Genomic DNA, 13,250 nt, shown 5'->3' with positions numbered 1-13,250 from the left:
CGTGGAGGAGGCACGGGCGACGCGACGGGTCGCGCTCGGCACCGTCCTGCTCGGCGTGGCGGCCTTCGTGCTGCTCGCCGCCACCCGGGTGCCGTGGGAGCCGGTGCCGGGCGGCATGCCGCCCCCGGCCGACGCGGACTCGGTGTTCACCTTCTCCGAGATCGAGCGCGGGGAGCACTACGCGCGCTGGGCGCGCACGTGGAGCTGGTCCTCGCTGGCGGTCTCGCTCGCCGTCGCCTGCTGGCTCGGCTTCGGCCGCCGCGGCCGGGAGTGGGCCGAGCGGGTGCCCGGCTGGTGGTGGGTCCGCATCGTGCTGGTCGTCGCCGGACTGGCCGTGGTCGGCCGGGTGGCCACGCTGCCGTTCTCGGTCGCGCTGCGCCGGCTCGCCCTCGACGAGGGCCTCGCGACGGGCACCTGGGCCGCGTGGTCGGCCGACGTGGCGAAGAGCGTGGGCGTCTCGGTCGTGCTCACGTCCCTGGCGGTGGTCGCGCTGGTCGGCTGCGTGCGGTTGCTGCCGCGGGCCTGGCCGGCGGTCGCGGGCGTCGTGGCCGCCGGGCTGGTGGTGCTCGGCTCGTTCGTCTACCCGCTGCTGGTCGAGCCGGKCTTCAACCGCTTCGAGTCGCTGGCCGACGGGCCGCTGCGCACCGAGGTGCTGGCGCTGGCCGAGCGCCAGGGCGTCGAGGTGGACGACGTGCTGGTGGCCGACGCCTCACGTCGTACGACGACGCTGAACGCCTGGGTGTCCGGCTTCGGCCACACCCGGCGGGTCGTGCTCTACGACAACCTGGTCGACGGCACCCCGCGCGACGAGGTGCTCTCGGTCGTCGCCCACGAGCTGGCCCACGCCGAGCACGGCGACGTGGTGACCGGCACGGCCCTCGGGGCGGCCGGGGCGCTGGTGGGGGTCGGCCTGCTCGGCCTGGTGCTCACCGGGGGAGTGCCGCGCCGCGACCTGCGCAGCGCCGGGACGGTGCCCCTCCTGCTGGCCGTGGTGGCTCTGGCCGGGCTGGCGACCTCCCCGGTGCAGAACGGGATCAGCCGGGCCCTGGAGACCCGGGCGGACCAGACGGCGCTGGAGCAGACAAACGACCCCGAGTCGTTCGTCGCGCTCCAGCGCCGTCTGGCCCTGCGTGCCCACGCCGACCCCACTCCTCCGACGTGGTCACACTTCTGGTTCGGCTCGCACCCGACCGTGCTCGAACGGGTCGGGCTGGCCCGGGCCTACCCGGGGAAGTCGAAGTCGAAGAGGTCCTGAACGACGCCACCGAAGATGGCCACTGCTCCCACGATGACCGCGGCGATCAGGGCGATCAGCAGCGCGTACTCGACCGAGGTCGCACCGCGCTCGTCCAGCAGGGCCACCTGCCCCACGTCCGTCCCGGGCTGCATCTCGTCGGTTCCCTCTCTGGCTCTGCTCTTCCGGACAGTCGAACGGCCGGGTTGTCAGGGACAACCCGGCCGTTCGGTTCACGCGAGGTGGGTGCGAGCGATCACTCGCCGCCGGCGCCACCGTCGCCGCCGGCGCCACCGACCTCGTCGCCGACGTTGTCGAAGACGCCGGTCAGGTTGTCGCCCAGGGTGCGGACCGCGATGATGATCGCGACGGCGATGAGGGCGACGAGCAGGCCGTACTCGACGGCCGTGGCGCCGCGCTCCTCCATCTTCGCGAGCCGGGCGTTGAGCAGGATCTGCAGGTACTGGACCATCGGGGTCTCCTTGTGCACTGGTTCTAGCTGTGTCCCCGGGGAGTGCTTCCCCGACAGTCAGAACTCTGCCGGAATCGGCGTCCTGACGGATCGGGAGTTCGTCTCAACGGTGGTAGTCAGTTCGGACTACCCGCGACCCGTGATCGGGGTCACGGCCGGACGCGGTCCCGCCGGTCCCCGCCGGTCCGCAGTCGCTGTGGTCAGCGGGCGGACGGCGCGACCGTCGACAGCAGCCCGATCCGCATCGCGGTCACCAGCGCCTGGGCGCGGTTGGCCGCCCCGAGCTTCTGGTAGATCCGGGCGATGTGCGACTTCGTGGTCGACTCCGAGAGGTAGAGCTTCTGCCCGATCGCCGCGGCGTTGAGCCCCTCCGCGAGGAGCAGGAGGACGTCGTGCTCGCGCTCGGTGAGGGCGGTCGACTCGGCGGACTGGCGGCGCATCATGGCGCCGACCAGGCCGGCGCACACGAAGGCCTTGGGGGAGACGGCCGCGTGGCGCGCGGCCTTGATCACCTCGGTGGAGGGCGCGTCCTTGCCGACGAAGCCCGAGGCGCCGGCCTGCATGGCGGCGAAGATCTGGTCGTCGCCGGAGTGCATCGTGAGCACGATGAGGCCGACCTCGTCGCTCTCCTTGCGCAGCGTGCGCACGACGTCGAGCCCGGTGCCGTCCTGCATCTGCAGGTCGGTGACCACGACGTCGGGTCGCACCTCGTGGTAGCGCTGGATCCCCTCGGCGACGGAACCGGCCGTGGCGACCACCTCGAGGTCGGGCTCGAGGTCGAGCACGGCGCCGAGGCCGTTGCGGATCAGCTCGTGGTCGTCGATCAGCAGGACGGTGACCTTGGCCTGGTCAGCCGGGTCGCTCATGGCTACTCCTCGGGGGTCGTACGTGCGGAGCCAGTGCCCACCGGGTGGCGGGGGACCTTCAGGGAGACCGAGACCGTCAGCCCGCGGCTGGCGTTGTCGCGGACCACGAGGTCCGCTCCGATCAGTCTGGCACGTTCGCGCATGATCTTCAGGCCGTGGGAGTCGCTACGCGCCTGCTGCATGCCGATGCCGTCGTCGGTCACCGTGATCAGCGCCTCGGGGGCGTAGACCTGGCAGCGCACGTCGATCGACGTCGCCCGGGCGTGCTTGACCGCGTTGTTCATCGCCTCCTGGGCGATGCGGAAGAGCTCGGCCTCGACCTCGGGCCGCAGCCGGGCGGGCTGCTCGTCGAGGCGCACCCGGATCGGGATGCCGGACGACTCCGAGAGGTGCCGGGCCACGTTGCTGATCGCTGCGCCCAGGCTCTCCGCCTCGCCGATCGACGTGCGCAGGTTCATGACCGACCGGCGGACTTCGGCCACCACCACCGACACGCGGTCGCGCAGCATCCCCAGCACCTTCGCCTGCTGCTCGTCGGCGGGACGGGCGGCGAGGGCGTCGACGAGGTAGCCGAGCGAGGCGATGTCCTGGGCCACGCCGTCGTGCATCTCACGGGCGAGGCGGTTGCGCTCGTCGGCCGTCGCGGCGTCGCGGAACTGCGCGAAGAGCAGGGCGGCATCGAGCTTGACGGCGTTGTCGCCGAGGCTGGCCGCGACCTCGTCGAGGCTGATCGTGCTGGGGCCGGCATCGACGGGTCGGAGGCCGGCGACGACGGCCTGGTCGCTGACCCGGAAGGCGAAGCCCTGGCCGATCTCCACGGTCGTGCGGTCGGTGCGACCGTGGCGGACGTCGCCGGCGAGCGTCTCGCAGGCCGACAAGTCGCCGGACGACATGTCGATGGTGGAGGCCACGGGGGCCAGCGCGTCACCGCGAGGCACGTAGAGCACCAGGCCGCGGTTGGGGATGCGGTCGCTGACCTCGCTCAGCAGCTCGCCACCGAGCGCGGTCACGTCGAGGCCCGAGCTGAGGTTGCCGGCGAGGGCGAGCAGCTGCTTGAGGTGCTGCTGGGCGTCGCGGTAGGGCGCGAGCGGGTCGGACGCCCGGTCGGAGGAGAAGGTGACGCTGGCGATGAGGCTCAGGCCCAGGCCGGTCATCACCCAGGTGAAGATCGCCACCGCCTGGTCGTTGGTCAGCGTCTCCCACCACATCAGGCCGAGGGCCACCACCGCGATCACCTCGACGATGACCGTGCGGACCATCGTCCGGATCCCGGCGGTCGCGGTGGCGTAGAGCGGCGGCACCACGAGCGCGGCGAGGATCGAGGGACCGTAGGGCATGCTCACCGCGCAGATGACGCCGATCGTCGCGGCCTCCGTGGTCGGGCTCAGCGAGAGCTGGAGCTCGCGCCGGGTGGCCGTGACACCCTGGTAGACCCACACGGCTGCGATGAGCATGAGCGCCACGACGCCCTCGCTCTGGCGCAGCCACAGGATGGGCCCGCCGATGGCGAGCAGCGCGAAGAGTCGCGCTGCCCCGACCACCACGAAGGTCTGGCTGCTGGCCATGTCCCGACCCTAGGCCGTCCTAGCCGTTGAAGGCATCCATGGCCCCCAGCACGGCGGGCCCGATGACCACGATCATCAGGCAGGGCAGGATGAAGAGCACCAGCGGGACCATGATCTTCACCGGCACCTGCTGGGCCTTCTCCTCGGCGTACTGCCGCCGCTTGGTCCGGATCTCGCTCGACTGGACGCGCAGCACCTGGCCGATCGGCACGCCGAAGGCGTCGGCCTGCACCATCGCGCTGGAGAACGCCTTGAGGTCCTCGACGTCGCTGCGCTCGCCGAGCGTGCGCAGGGCGTCGGCGCGGCTGCGGCCGAGCTGCATCTCGCGCAGCACCCGGGAGAACTCCTCGGCGACCGGCCCCTCGGTGTGGCGGGCCACGTGCTGCAGCGCGGCGTCGAAGCCGAGCCCGGCCTCCACGCTGATGGTCAGCAGATCGACGGCGTCGGCCAGCGTCTTCTTCAGGTCGTCGGCGCGCTTGACCGCCGTGTTGTAGAGGTAGAGGTCGGGGGCGAAGAAGCCGAGCACGGCGCCGCCGATCGCGCCTGCGAGCATCATCGTGGCGGACCCGGCCATCGCGACCACCAGGAGCACCGCGAGCACAGGGACGACGACCGCTCCGAGCACCTTCGAGGAGATGACCCGGTCCACGGTCCAGCCCCGGGGGTTGCCCGCCTGGTCGAGACGACGGCGGATCCGCTCGGCCTGGTCGGCCCCTGTCACCCGCCGGCCGATGCCGAGCGCGCGCTCCTGGAGCGGGTCGATGACCCGGTCGGCGAAGGACGGCTCGGCCTCCCGCGTCAGCTCGGGGTCAGCCGCGCCCTGCTGCTCGAGCGCCTGCAGCGCCCGGGCGAGGCCGTCCGGGTTCTCGTTCTTCACCAGGGCGGCGCTGACCGCCGCGATCGCGCCGGCGAGGAGCACGACGCCGAGGAGGAGCAGCATCACAGTTCCACCTTCACGAGGCGTGACATGGCGACGGTCCCGACGGTCATCATCGCGGCGGCGGTGGCGATGAGTGCCCAGCCGCGGATGTCGGCGACGAGTGGGGCCAGGTAGTCCGGGTTGCTGAACAGCATGAAGAGGGCGAACAACGGCGGCATGGCGCACAGGATGATCGCGGAGAAGCGCCCCTCGGCGGACAGCGTGCGCACCTGGCGGCGCAGGTACGCCCGCTCGCGCATGGTGGCCGCGACCGTGTTGAGCAGCTCGGCGAGGTTGCCGCCGACCTGCCGCTGGATGCGGATGGCCATCACGGTCCAGGCGAAGTCCTTGCTCTGGAAGCGTGCGGCGACGCCGTCGAAGGCGTCCTCGATCGGCATCCCGATCCGGGCCTCGACGAGGACCCGCTTGAACTCGGACGCGATCGGCTCGGGCCCCTCGCGGACGACGGTGTCGACCGCCTGCGCGAGCGAGAGGCCGGCGCTGAGGGCGCCGGAGATCAGCTGCAGCACGTCGGGCAGGGCGTCGTCAAAGGCACGGCGCCGCCGGTTGGCGCGGACGCGGAGGTAGACGGGCGGCAGGAAGGCACCGACGACCATCGCCACTGCTCCGGCGACGCCGTTGCCGGTCAGCAGGAAGCCGAAGAGGCCTGCGAGGAAGACCACCGCGATGTGGACCAGCAGCCACTCGGACGGCTTGAAGCCGCTGCCGGCGGCGGTCGTTGAGGCCGCTGTTGCGCTCGAGCACCCCCGCCGCTGCGGCCTTGGCCTGCTCGAGCATCGGCTCCGACGCGGGCTTCTCGGCCTTCTCCAGCCGGTTGACCTGCGTGCTGTAGGCCTCGACCCGTTCGGCGATGCTCATCGGCGCGGGCTTGCCGGGCACGAGCAGCATCGCCGCGGCGATGAGGCCGACGGCCAGCACGCCGGTGCCGGCGTAGAGCACCCACTCGGGGACCTGCCAGCCGCCGGGGGAGTCCAGCTCCACGGCGTCTGGCCGGGTGGCCTCGCCGGACGAGGCCGGCTCCACCGCCGCGAGCGCGCGCGCCACCACCGGCTCGCCGGCGGTCGGCAGGACGACCTCGACGGTCGCCTGGGTCGCGGAGAAGCCCTCCGGCAGCGGCGCGGTGACCAGCACCTGGCTGGCCAGCACGTCGGCCTCGGCACGGAAGTCGTCGGCGAGGCCGCGCCCGGTGCTGCGGATGACGCGGCCCTTGCCGGCCTCGGCCATCTCCTGCAGCGGCGCGAGCGCTCGGCCGGCCTGGCCGAGGCTCACCACGTCGACGAGGGTGCGGGTGCTGGCGATGCGGTCGGTGACGTCGGTGAGCGTGGACTCGCCACCGGTGTCGGCGCCGTCGGAGAGCACCAGCACGGAGCGCTGGCCCTCGTCGCCGGTCGCCTCGATCGCGGCGACGATCCCGTCGTAGAGGAGCGTGTCGCGGGCGAGCTCGAGGCCGTCGACCACGTCGCGGGCCGCGCTGCGGTCGGTGGTCGGCTCGAGGGCGACGGCGACCGTCGCGTCGAAGGTGACGATGCCGACGGCGACGTCGGCAGGGACCGTGTCGAGGTAGGTCCGTGCCGCCTCCTTGGCAGCGGTGAAGCGGCCTCGCTGGCGCATCGACTGGCTGGTGTCGATTGCCAGCACCGCGGTGCGCTTCACCTCGGTGCCGGTGCCGGCCACCTCGGCGCTCGCGTCCAGGGCGTCGCCGTCGAGGGTCGCCTCGACGCCGGCGAGGTCGACCTCGGCGCCCGCGGGAACGTTGACGAGCACCCGCAGGCCGTCGCCGGTGGACTCGACGTGGGCGATCGTGCCGTCCTCGGCGGAGGCTGCCCCGGCCGGCAGCACGAGCGCCGCGAGGGCGGCGACGAGCAGGAGCAGCAGCCGTCGCGCACCCATCAGAGCCTGTCCGTCCGGAAGAGGGTCGGGTCGACCGCGACGTTGGCGTAGGCGAGCTTCTCGAGGAACTTCGGTCGCAGGCCGGTCGAGCGGAGCCGGCCGAGGATGCGGCCGTTCTCGTCGAACCCGGCGCTGTTGTCGAAGACGAAGACGTCCTGGAGGGTGATGATGTCGCCCTCCATCCGCTCCACCTCGGTGATGTGCGTGATCCGGCGCGAGCCGTCCTTGAAGCGCGTCTGGTGCACGATGAGGTCGACGGCGGAGGCGACCTGCTCGCGGATGGCGCGGATCGGCAGGTCCATGCCGGCCATCAGCACCATCGTCTCCATGCGGGCCAGCGTGTCGCGGGGGCCGTTCGAGTGCAGGGTGCAGATCGAGCCGTCGTGGCCGGTGTTCATCGCCTGCAGCATGTCGAGCGCGGAGGCGTCGCGGACCTCACCGACGACGATGCGGTCCGGGCGCATGCGGAGGCTGTTGCGGACCAGGTCGCGGATGGTGACCTCGCCCTTGCCCTCGATGTTGGCCGGGCGCGACTCGAGCCGGACCACGTGCTCCTGCTTGAGCTGCAGCTCCGCGGCGTCCTCGATGGTCACGATGCGCTCGTCGCGCGGGATGAACGACGACAGCACGTTGAGCGTGGTCGTCTTGCCGGCGCCGGTGCCGCCCGAGACGATGATGTTGAGCCGGCCGCGCACGCAGGCGTCGAGGAAGTCGGCCGTCTGCGGCGTGAGCGAACCGAAGTTGATCAGGTCCTGCACGGTCAGCGGGTCCGCGGAGAACTTCCGGATCGTCAGCGCCGAGCCGTCGATCGCCAGCGGCGGGACGATGGCGTTGACGCGGCTGCCGTCGGGCAGGCGGGCGTCGACCATCGGGGAGGACTCGTCGACCCGGCGGCCGATGCGCGACACGATCTTCTCGATCGTTCGGCGCAGGTGGGCCTCGTCGGCGAAGTGGGCGTCGGCCTTGACCAGCCGGCCGTCACGCTCGAGCCAGACGTCGTCGTGGCCGTTGACCATGACCTCGGAGACCTCGGGGTCGCGCAGGTAGGGGTCGATCGGGCCGTAGCCGAGGATGTCGTCGGTGATCTCCTGGGTGACCCGGGAGCGGTCCGCGGCGCTGAGCGGGCGGTCCTGGGCACCGAGCACCTCGGCGAGGACGGCGCGGACCGTCCGGTCCAGCTCGTCCTGGTCCATCTCCGCGTCGTACAGGTGCGGGCCGAGCTGCTTGAGCAGCTCCTCGTGCACGCTGGACTTGAGCTCCTCGATCCGGTCGGTCTCCGAGCCGGCGAGCGGCCGCCGCGAGGACGACTTGCCGTCACCGCCGGACGAGGCGCCGGCAGCGGCCGCGCGGGCCGACAGCGGACCCGCGGCGGACGCGCCGGACGCGGGGGCAGCCTTCTGGAGGTCGGGCGCGGACGGCGGCGCGGTGGCCGCGGCGGCGGGTGCCGGGGCAGCGGGGGCCGGGGTGGCGTCCGGGGGGACGTCGGCGGCGTGCTTGCCCTGGCCGGCGGCGGCCGCCTGGGCGGCGCGGGCGGCGGCGAGGCGCTCGGACAGGCTGCTCATGAGCTCCTCCGTCGGAAGAGGCCGCGGGAGCGCTGGCCCTGCTCCGCGGCCGTGGCCGGCTCGGGCGGCGTCGGACCGCCCACGGGCTCACCCGTGACCGACGACGCGAGCTGGAAGTACGCCGCGCTCGCCGCGTGGTGCGGCTTGTGCGACACGATCGGCGTGCCCGAGTTGGTGGCGGCCGCGATGTCGACCGCGGTCGCGACCTGCGAGGTCACCGGCATCCCGAGGATGCTCTCTACCTTCTCCACGCTGATGCCGACCTCCTCGTCCGCCCGGTTGAGCAGGAGGTGGCGGTGGCCGCGGGCGATGGACAGCATGTCCATGGTCTCGAGGGCGACCTTGACGTTCTTCAGGGTCGGGACGTCGAGGGTGGCGACGATGACGCACTCGTCGGTCTCGTCGAGGGCCGTCAGCGTCGCGTCGTCGAAGGACGGCGAGGTGTCGACCACGACGTAGTCGAAGCCCTCGCGGAGGGCGCGCAGGATCCGCGAGATCAGCAGCGGGGTGATCCGCTCGCGCACGTCCGGGTGGGCCGGCGCCGCGAGCACGCTGAGCGAGTCCTCGTGGCGGGTGAGCAGCCCCTCGAGCATGCCGAGGTCGATGGAGTCCTCCGAGCCGACGGCCTGCTCGATGGAGTGCGTCGGGAAGAGCTGCATGGTGATCGCGACGTCGCCGAAGGCGAGGTCGAGGTCGACCAGGCACACCTTGCGCGCGCCGCGGTCGGTCAGCGCGAGGGCCAGGTTGACCGACGACGTGGTCTTGCCGACACCGCCCTTGGGGGAGAAGACGGTGACGATGCGGCCGAGCTGGCGGGCGCCGCCGGGGCCGCGCAGGGCCTGGTAGAGCTGGTGGGCGCGCTCGACGGCCATCGACAGCGACTTGTCGTCGCCGTCCGCGACGACGACGTCGCGGATCCCGGCGTGCATGGAGCGGGCGAGGACGTCGGTGTCGAACTGGTCGCGGACGAGGACGACGCTGACGGTCGGCCGCTTGATCCGCAGCTCCTCGGCACAGCCGAGGGCCTCCTCGAGCCGCAGGGKCGGGCCGAGGACGACGACGTACTCGTCGGCGTGCTGGTCGAGCCAGGCGTGCATGCGCTCGACCGAGGCGACCGAGTGCGACCCGGTCGGCATCAAGCTGAGCAGCGGGGTGACGGAGGCGGAATCCGCCTCGACGATGACGGGCATCTCCGCTCCTCTCAGTCGAACAGGTTGTCGGCGGTGACGCCGGGGCCGGGCTTGACCTCGCTGGCGTCGTTGAGGAGCGCGATCGTGAGCTCGCCACCCTTCTCGGCGAAGCGGACCCGCTCGGCCTGCTCCTGGGTGACGGCGATCGTGACCAGGCGCTGGATGGAGGCGTCGGTGACGTTGCTGGTGCCCTCGCCCTTCTCCGGCTCGACGGTCTGGGTGCCGTCGGCGAGGACGGTGACCCGGTCGAGCAGGACGCGGGTGACGATCGGGTGCTGGCTGTCGTCGAGCAGTGTGGAGATCACGGAGATCTCGGAGCCGGCCTTGGTGAAGCGGCCGACGCGGCCGTCGTCCTTGACGAGGATCGAGATGGCGATCTTGCCCTTCGGGATCGGCAGGCTCGAGCGGGCCTCGACGTCCTCGATCGCGCCGAACTTGGCGGGGATGAGCTGCTCACCGGCGTAGATGGTGGTCAGCGCGACCTTGCTGCGCAGCGGCTCGGAGTCGTCGCTGGCGCCCTCGAGGAGCTGGGCCTGGGCGATCCGGGTCAGCTGGACCTTGCCGCTCTCCAGGGCGTCGTCGAGGCTCTCGCCGGGGGCGATGTCCTGCGACGCGGTGAGCACCTCCACGGTGTCGTACTTCTCGGCGGCGCGCGCGTCCGCGCCACGTGCGTACATGAACACCGCTGCGACACCGAGCGCGGCGATCACCGCGGCAACGACGAGCAACAACCTGCGACGATCCACTTCAGAGCCCTCCCGCTCCCCATGTGTTGTGCCGCAGGCCTCCCCGGGCTGCAGCGCAGCCCGAGGCTAGCGAGGCGGCGGACGACGTGTGAGAGAAATCCCGAAACGCCGACCAATGGTGTCCGATCGCCTTCCGGGCATGGTCCATCGGGACTACGGTCCCCGGTCGAGTGGACCGTCCGGGCCACCCGGACCGAGACCAAGGTCACTCGTAGAGCGCAGCGATCTCGTCACGGCTCTCCCGCATGACGACGTTGCGCTTGAGCTTGAGGCTGGGCGTGACCTGGCCGGCCTCCTCGGTCCAGTCGGTCGGCAGGATGGTGAACTTCCGGATCGACTCGGCCTTGGAGACGGCCTTGTTGGCCTCGTCGATCGCGGCCTGCACCTCGGCGCGCAGGTCCTCGTCGTCGACCAGGTCGGCGATCCGGCCCGTCTTGCCGTGCTGCTCGGCCCAGGCCGGGAAGGCTTCCTCGTCGATGGTGACAAGGGCGGCGATGAACGGCTGGCCGTCGCCGACGACCAGGCACTGGCTGACCAGCGCCGACGCACGCACCCGGTCCTCGAGGACGGCCGGCGCGACGTTCTTGCCGCCGGCGGTCACCAGGATCTCCTTCTTGCGGCCGGTGATCCGCACGAAGCCCTCGTCGTCGACCTCGCCGACGTCGCCGGTGTGGAACCAGCCGTCGTGGAGCGCCTCGTCGGTCGCCTCGGGGTTGTTCCAGTAGCCGCCGAACACCTGCCCGCCCTTGAAGAGCAGCTCACCGTCGTCGGCGACCCGGACCGCGGTGCCCGGCAGGGGACGCCCGACGGTGCCGACCTTCTGCGCGTCGGGCAGGTTCACGGTCAGGGCTGCGGTGGTCTCGGTCAGGCCGTAGCCCTCGAGGACGTTGACGCCGACGCCGCGGTAGAAGTGGCCGAGCCGCTCACCGAGCGGTGCGCCACCGGAGACCGCGAACTCGCACCGCCCACCGAGCGCCTCGCGCAGCCGGCCGTAGACGAGGCGGGAGAAGAGGGCATGCTGGGCGCGGACCCGCACCGGCACCCGACCGCCGTCCTGCGCGCGGGACCACGCGATCGCGACCTCCGCAGCGCGGTCGAAGACCTTGCCGCGGCCGTCGGCCGTCGCGCGCTGCGAGGCGGTGTTGAAGACCTTCTCGAAGACGCGAGGCACCGCGAGCAGGAAGGTGGGCTGGAAGCTGGCCAGCTGGGGGAGCAGGTTCTTGATGTCGGAGCTGTGGCCGAGCCGGGTACGAGACTTCACGCAGCCGACCTGGATGATCCGGGCGAAGACGTGGGCGAGCGGCAGGAAGAGCAGCGTCGAGGCGCCCTCGGCGTCGAAGAGCCGCTCGAGCTCGGCGACGGCGACGCAGAGCTCGTTCTGGAAGTTGTCGTGGGTGATCATGCAGCCCTTGGGGCGCCCGGTCGTCCCCGACGTGTAGATCAGCGTGGCGAGGTCGTCCGGCCCGGTCGCGCTCCGACGCGCCTCCAGGTCGTCCTCGGTGACCCCGGCTCCGAGCCGGCCGATCTCCGCCACGGCGCCGCTGTCGATGGCCCACACGTGCTCGAGGTCAGGGAGGTCGCCGCGCACGGCGCCGACCCGCGCGAGGTGGGTCGCATCCTCCACGACGACTGCGCGGGCGCCGGAGTCGGCGAGGATCCACCGGACCTGCTCCTCGGAGGAGGACTCGTAGATCGGGACGCTGACGGCACCGGCGAACCAGGTCGCGTAGTCGAGGAGGGTCCACTCGTAGCGGGTCCGGGAGATGATCGCCACGCGGTCGCCGGGACCGATCCCGGCCCCGACGAGGCCGCGGGCCACCGCCTGCACCTCGTCGAGGAACGCCGCGCAGGTGACGTCCGTCCAGCCGCCCTCGCCGTCCGGCCGGCTGAACTGCACGGCGTCCGGGGCCTCCCGCGCGTTGCGGAGGACGTCGTCGGTGAGGTTGCCGGAGGTCGGGACGCTGACCGTCTGCGGGGTGGAGTACTCGCGCACGTCCGCAGGCTAGGCCATGGCCCGGTATCCCGCGCACCACACCGGCCCGGGCCGGGGTGGTCCGTCCGGTAGCCTTCCCGCATGGCCGAACAGACGTCTTCGTCGATCGTCGTCGATGCCCCTGCCGCGGACGTGATGGCCGTCATCGCGGACTTCCCGGCCTACCCGGACTGGGCCAAGGGCGTCACGGTCGCCGAGGTGCGCTCGTCGTACGACGCCGGGGACCCGCAGCAGCGGGGCCGGGCGCGCGAGGTCTTCTTCGCCCTGGACGTCTCGCCGATCAAGGACGAGTACACCCTCGCCTACGACTGGAGCGGTGACGACCAGGTCACCTGGACGCTCGTCGAGGGCAAGATGCTCAAGGCGCTCGAAGGTGCCTACGTGCTGCGCCCGGCCGGGGCCGGCGCCACCGAGGTGACCTACCGCCTGGCGCTGGACGTCAACATCCCGCTGATCGGCATGCTGAAGCGCAAGGGCGAGAAGATCCTCATCGACACCGCGCTGAAGGGCCTGAAGAAGCGCGTCGAGTCCGGCGCCTGAGCGCGGCCGCGGACCCAGGACACGGACAGCCCGTGCGGATCGTTCTGTTCACCGGCAAGGGCGGCGTCGGCAAGTCGACCGTCGCTGCCGGCACGGCGGCGCTCCACTCGCTCGCCGGCCGCAAGGTCGGCGTGGTCGACGCCGACATCTACGCCGAGGCGGAGCCGACCGAGGTGGCGCCGAACCTCTTCCTGCAGCAGGTCGACGCCCAGCTGCGCTTCGAGCAGTCGTGGGCGGACATCCAGCGCTACC

The 13,250-nt window shown here is 72.0% G+C and carries 14 protein-coding genes; 3 read left to right on the top strand and 11 right to left on the bottom strand.

What is annotated here, in order from left to right; translation table 11 throughout:
- The first annotated feature begins 1 nt into the window (after nt 1).
- Nucleotides 2-1,255 carry a M48 family metallopeptidase gene (locus L615_RS05500; protein WP_145724377.1) on the top strand — a complete coding sequence of 418 codons (1,254 nt, stop codon included), beginning with the start codon at nt 2-4 and terminating at the stop codon, nt 1,253-1,255.
- On the opposite strand, the gene L615_RS05495 is transcribed toward L615_RS05500, so the two are convergent.
- From L615_RS05495 to L615_RS05445, 11 genes are all read right to left on the bottom strand, one after another.
- Nucleotides 1,222-1,389: a Flp family type IVb pilin gene (locus L615_RS05495; RefSeq protein ID WP_084254997.1), complete on the bottom strand. Its 168-nt coding sequence runs from the start codon at nt 1,387-1,389 to the stop codon at nt 1,222-1,224. The two genes, L615_RS05500 and L615_RS05495, sit on opposite strands and share 34 nt — an antisense overlap.
- A gap of 101 nt (nt 1,390-1,490) precedes the next feature.
- Nucleotides 1,491-1,706 carry a Flp family type IVb pilin gene (locus tag L615_RS05490; RefSeq protein WP_028655222.1) on the bottom strand — a complete coding sequence of 72 codons (216 nt, stop codon included), beginning with the start codon at nt 1,704-1,706 and terminating at the stop codon, nt 1,491-1,493.
- 200 nt (nt 1,707-1,906) lie between these two features.
- The gene (locus tag L615_RS05485; RefSeq protein ID WP_028655223.1) at nt 1,907-2,572 is read right to left on the bottom strand and encodes a response regulator transcription factor; all 666 of its coding nucleotides are present in this window, start codon (nt 2,570-2,572) and stop codon (nt 1,907-1,909) included.
- 2 nt (nt 2,573-2,574) lie between these two features.
- Nucleotides 2,575-4,137 carry a sensor histidine kinase gene (locus L615_RS05480; protein ID WP_028655224.1) on the bottom strand — a complete coding sequence of 521 codons (1,563 nt, stop codon included), beginning with the start codon at nt 4,135-4,137 and terminating at the stop codon, nt 2,575-2,577.
- 19 nt (nt 4,138-4,156) lie between these two features.
- On the bottom strand, nt 4,157-5,077 hold the full coding sequence (locus tag L615_RS05475) for a type II secretion system F family protein (RefSeq protein ID WP_036517334.1): 921 nt from the start codon (nt 5,075-5,077) through the stop codon (nt 4,157-4,159).
- A complete protein-coding gene (locus L615_RS05470; RefSeq protein WP_145724376.1) occupies nt 5,077-5,673 on the bottom strand; it encodes a type II secretion system F family protein in 597 nt (198 codons plus the stop codon). Before L615_RS05470 ends, L615_RS05475 begins: the two co-directional genes overlap by 1 nt.
- Nucleotides 5,603-6,967 carry a VWA domain-containing protein gene (locus L615_RS05465; protein ID WP_145724375.1) on the bottom strand — a complete coding sequence of 455 codons (1,365 nt, stop codon included), beginning with the start codon at nt 6,965-6,967 and terminating at the stop codon, nt 5,603-5,605. Before L615_RS05465 ends, L615_RS05470 begins: the two co-directional genes overlap by 71 nt.
- Nucleotides 6,967-8,529, bottom strand: coding sequence for a CpaF family protein (locus L615_RS05460; protein ID WP_028655226.1), 1,563 nt, complete (start codon nt 8,527-8,529; stop codon nt 6,967-6,969). The genes L615_RS05465 and L615_RS05460 overlap by 1 nt, the downstream gene beginning before the upstream one ends.
- Complete coding sequence (locus tag L615_RS05455) at nt 8,526-9,719, bottom strand: AAA family ATPase (protein ID WP_145724374.1); 1,194 nt, start codon at nt 9,717-9,719, stop codon at nt 8,526-8,528. The genes L615_RS05460 and L615_RS05455 overlap by 4 nt, the downstream gene beginning before the upstream one ends.
- Nucleotides 9,720-9,730: 11 nt before the next feature.
- Entirely contained in the window at nt 9,731-10,450 is a 720-nt protein-coding gene (cpaB, locus tag L615_RS05450) for a Flp pilus assembly protein CpaB (protein WP_186449744.1), read from the bottom strand.
- 220 nt (nt 10,451-10,670) lie between these two features.
- On the bottom strand, nt 10,671-12,458 hold the full coding sequence (locus L615_RS05445; protein WP_145724373.1) for a long-chain fatty acid--CoA ligase: 1,788 nt from the start codon (nt 12,456-12,458) through the stop codon (nt 10,671-10,673).
- Nucleotides 12,459-12,539: 81 nt separating this feature from the next.
- Between L615_RS05445 and L615_RS05440 the strand changes: the two genes are divergently transcribed.
- Both L615_RS05440 and L615_RS05435 read left to right on the top strand, forming a co-directional pair.
- Entirely contained in the window at nt 12,540-12,998 is a 459-nt protein-coding gene (locus tag L615_RS05440) for an SRPBCC family protein (RefSeq protein WP_028655229.1), read from the top strand.
- 32 nt (nt 12,999-13,030) lie between these two features.
- A partial coding sequence (locus tag L615_RS05435) for an ArsA-related P-loop ATPase (protein WP_145724396.1) occupies nt 13,031-13,250 on the top strand: 220 nt, incomplete at its 3' end.

This window comes from Nocardioides sp. J9, assembly GCF_007829375.1.
Taxonomy (GTDB): domain Bacteria; phylum Actinomycetota; class Actinomycetes; order Propionibacteriales; family Nocardioidaceae; genus Nocardioides.
The sequence above is the reverse complement of the archived record's forward strand: the minus strand, read 5'-3'. Positions and strand labels throughout refer to the sequence as shown.